The sequence below is a fragment of the Skermanella sp. genome (assembly GCF_059503625.1).
The window spans coordinates 1-4212 of sequence record NZ_JCACHA010000057.1; the positions used below are offsets into that span (position 1 = coordinate 1).

4 protein-coding genes and 1 pseudogene are annotated in these 4212 nt (G+C 64.4%); all 5 read left to right on the plus strand.

Annotated features, from left to right (window positions below; translation table 11 throughout):
• Positions 1-15: 15 nt before the first annotated feature.
• Complete coding sequence (locus tag AC5JJ6_RS01500) at positions 16-1332, plus strand: OmpP1/FadL family transporter (protein ID WP_496040344.1); 1317 nt, start codon at positions 16-18, stop codon at positions 1330-1332.
• A 272-nt stretch (positions 1333-1604) separates the two neighbouring features.
• On the plus strand, positions 1605-2459 hold the full coding sequence (locus AC5JJ6_RS01505; protein WP_496040345.1) for a phytanoyl-CoA dioxygenase family protein: 855 nt from the start codon (positions 1605-1607) through the stop codon (positions 2457-2459).
• A gap of 200 nt (positions 2460-2659) precedes the next feature.
• A complete protein-coding gene (locus tag AC5JJ6_RS01510; protein ID WP_496040346.1) occupies positions 2660-2902 on the plus strand; it encodes a hypothetical protein in 243 nt (80 codons plus the stop codon).
• A 139-nt stretch (positions 2903-3041) separates the two neighbouring features.
• Positions 3042-3392, plus strand: a complete 351-nt coding sequence (locus AC5JJ6_RS01515; protein ID WP_496040347.1) for a hypothetical protein — start codon at positions 3042-3044, stop codon at positions 3390-3392.
• 93 nt (positions 3393-3485) lie between these two features.
• Positions 3486-4212 (plus strand): annotated as a pseudogene (locus AC5JJ6_RS01520) (Tim44 domain-containing protein); the annotation flags it as partial.

A 4212-nucleotide genomic window follows, 5' to 3' on the forward strand; every position in this document is an offset into this window, starting at 1 on the left:
GGGAGGTAATGATCCATGAAGCGTTTCGGCGACGTTTCCAGGCCCCTTTTCGTGTCCGTCAGGCCATTGGCCGTCACGTCGATTCTGGCGCTGCTTGCCGGCGCGCAGCCGGCGAGCGCGGCCGGCTTCTATATCAAGGAACAAAGCGTCACCGGGCTGGGCCGCGCCTTCGCCGGCGAGTCGGCCATGGCGGAAGACGCCAGCACGATCTTCTTCAATCCCGCCGGCATGACCAGGCTCCTGGGGCCGGAAGCGACGGCCGGAGCCCATCTGCTGGTGCCGCGCACCGATCTGGAGAACCGGGGTTCGTCATCGTCGGTCAGGACACCGGGCGGCGCCGTGACCCGGCCGATCGGTGGCAGCGACGGCGGCAATCCCTACGATCCGACACCCGTCCCCAACGCCTATTTCGCCTATCCATTGATGGACCGCGACCTTTGGGTCGGGCTTGGCGTCTCGGCGCCGTTCGGTCTGGCGAACAAGTACAATGCCGACTGGTTCGGCCGCTACGACTCGATCGAGACCGATCTCCTGACGATCGATATCGCCCCCAGCGTCGCCTACAAGGTGCTCGACTGGGTGTCGATCGGCGGCGGCATCGACATCCAGTACGCCGACGCCAAGCTGACCAACGCCATCTTCGCAGGCACCGGCCCGGACATCATCTCCAACGTCGAGGGCGACGACTGGGCCGCGGGCTACAATGTCGGCATCCTGTTCGAGCCGCTCCCGACCACGCGGGTCGGCATCCATTACCGGTCCAAGATCGACCACACGCTGGAAGGCGACGTCAAGTTGAACCGGGCCGGCGCCTCGCTCAGCAACCTGCCGGGCACTGCCGACCTGAATCTGCCCGATATCATCGCGGTCGGGTTCGCCCATGACGTGACGCCGGCCCTGACGGTCATGGCGGAATACAACTGGTACGGCTGGAGCACCTTCAAGGAGATCCGGGTCAAGCGCTCCGGTCTGGCGGACCAGGTGGTGACCCAGAACTACCAGGACACCTTCTCCGTCGCCGTCGGCGCGCAATACAAGGTCGACGACGCCTGGACGGTGCGCGGCGGTTTCCATTACGACGAGACCCCTACCGTGAATGGCTTCCGGTCCACCCGCACGCCGGACGGCGACCGCTACTGGCTGAGCGCCGGGTTGTCCTACGACGTGTCGGACAGCTTCACGGTGGATGTGGCCTATACCCACGTCTTCATCGACGACGCCGACATAAACACGAGCCAGACCGGGGCCGCGGCGGCGCTGTCCACCAACACCCGCGCCATGGCCGAGGGCAGCGTCGATATCTTCGCGGCCGCTCTACGCTATAAGTTCTAAGCTTTCGGACCTTTAAAACTCATCTGAATATTATACGACTACCAGGACAAGCGACGCGGCGGTGGTATCGCCGCGTCGCTCTCGTGATGACGGACGGAATGCCGGTTTCGCCATCAAGTGTTAGAACACCTTTCGATTTCCAAATACTGCAACCGATGTGAAAGGATCGATCTCAGGTTTCAAATTTAGACAAATCCTTAATGGAGGTCGAGGTGCCCGTGCTGGACTCGGTTCTTGGCAAAACACTCCCATTCAATATTCATTGGCAATTGGTGAAGCAGACCCCACACCTGACGCTCAGCAAGCAGCAGGCCGAAACGTTCTGGAACCAGGGGCACCTGAGCATTCCGGAATTCATCGATCCCGCGGAAGTCGACGAGATCGAGCGCATCTTCCGGCACCTGTTCGACGTCCGGGCGGGCTGGAAGGAAGGCCATTTCTACGACATGGCCGGTTCCGAGCAGAACGGCGACTTCAAGCTGCCGCAGATGCTCCATCTGACCAAATACGCTCCCGAACTTCTGCGGACCAGTTTCTGGGCCAATGCCGACGCGCTCGCCCGGCAACTGCTTGGGCCGACCGCGCATTTCTCCTTCGACCACGGGATCAACAAGCCTGTTCGTCCCGATTCGCAGACGCCCTGGCATCAGGACCAGGCGTTCCACCGCGTCGGCAGCCGGATCGAAAACATCACGGTCTGGCTCCCCCTTCAGGAGGTCAGTCCCGACAACGGCTGCCTGAAGTTCATTCCCGGCAGCCACCTGACCGGCATGCTGCCGCACCGCAACTACCAGAACGACCAGCGTATCGAGGGCCTGGAAGCGGTCGACGTCGACAACGACGAAGCGGTCTTCGCCCCCCTGCCCAAGGGCGGCGTCTCGATCCACCACAGCCGGACCCTTCACGCGGCCGGCCCCAACCTGTCGCGCGGTCCCCGCAAGGTCTATTCGCTGGTGTTCGCGGTCGAAATGGACGAAGTCGTGGTGCCGGTCGAGTACGAGTGGAACAGCCACAAGCCTACCGCCCGCCTTCAGCGGCAGCAGGCCTTCGACGGCAAGCTGACCAGCCGGGTCCGGCGCTCGATCAAGAAGGTGCTCTCGACGACGCTGCACAGCGTCGTCGGTTAGGAAAGAGCGGCGGTTTACGAGCCGAAACTGCGTCCGGAGTTGACGAGCCATGGGTCCGGTCCTGGACAAGAAAGCCTGGGACCGGCCCCATGGCTCTGACCTTTCCGAGTAGCTGCCCGTTTCTGCCGCCGCCCCTCCAAGTAACCTTACGTCTCGGTAGATGTTGGTTAAGTTAATCAAGGTTAAGCGGAGCATCCATCATGGGATCGGTCGTTCACGGCTGTCCTTTGCTGCGGCTGCTGGATATCGGCAGACGGCACGGGAGCATTACGATCGCCGAACTGAACCGGCTGCTGCCGATAGACGGTCCGGAGGCCGCCGAGTCGGGACAGGCGCTCGACGCCTTGCGGAACCGGGGCGTCGCCATCGTCCTGAGCCGTCATGGGCCATCGGGGGAAGACTTCCGGCTGCTCAATGACGACAGGATCGTATATCCGCGATAGAGCGGCGGGAAAGCTCCGGAGATACCTCCGCTGGGCCGGCCCCCGGCAAGGCATGGCGGCCTTAAGCTCCAGGTTTCCCGATCCATCTCCAGGAGCGACGTCCATGCAGTTTCCGTTACAGGCAGCGCCTCGCGCGTCAGTGCTCGTTGTATCCGCGGTGGCCTCGCTCCTGTCGGCGTCCGGTCCGGCGCAGGCTCAGGGCGTTACACCTTACGACACCTTCCGGGATGCCTGGGGCGCACCCGCCTATTCCAGCGATCTTACCACCCTGCCGGATGACCGCGACCTGCTCGGCCCCGGTCTGGCCCCCCTTCTGACGATGAGCGACCCGTTCAGCGAGCGCGTCAGGCCGGCACGCGGCTACGGCGAGATCGGCGATCCAGCCGCGGACTATTTCGAAGCGCAAGCCGACCTGACCCGCCGGAAAGCTCAGTCGCTGCAAGCCCTGGACGATCAGCGGCGTGCGCGGCGGCCCCACGATATGGAATAGATGACGCCCCGATTGCCATAATCGCTGAAAAAATGCGCAAGCGACCCTATATAGAGGCGAGAACCATCCTGGCAGGCACCACAGAAACAGGTCATGACCCAGAACAATAAATCCCGGCGCAGCCGGACGGTCGTCGTTCTCGCAGCCCTACTGTCCATTGCCGCCACGACCGCGGTCGATGCGCGCGCCGGCAAAGGCAGCAGCATGGGCAGCCGTGGCAGCAGGACATACGACGCACCCGCCACGACCAACACGGCGCCGGGCACCGCAGCTCCGATGCAGCGTTCCGCCACCGAGCAACCGTCGGCGGCACGTCCCGGCACTCCGGGCGCCGGCATGCAGCAGCAGGCGCCCGCCCGGCGCGGCTTCTTCGGCGGGTTGGCGGGCGGCCTTCTGGGCGCCGGCCTGTTCGGCATGCTGCTGGGCGGCGGGTTCTTCGGCGGTCTGGGCGGCATCGCCTCGATCCTCGGCTTCCTGCTCCAGATCGCCCTGATCGGCGGATTGATCTGGCTGGCGGTGCGTTTCTTCCAGCGCCGCAACCAGCCCGCCATGGCGGGCGCCGGCGGTCCGATGAACCGTGGCCCGCTCAACGGCGGTCCCCTCAACCGCGAGCAGGGTCCCGCCGGCTACGGCCAGACCGGCGGCGGCTATGGTGGAGCCGGTGCCGCTCCGCGCACCGCGAAGACGCCGAAGGGCGTCGACGGCGTCGGGATCGGTCCTGCCGATTACGAGGCGTTCGAAAAGCTGCTGCGCGAGATCCAGACCGCCTATGGGCGCGAGGACAAGGCGGCGATCCGGTCCCTGACGACGCCGGAAATGG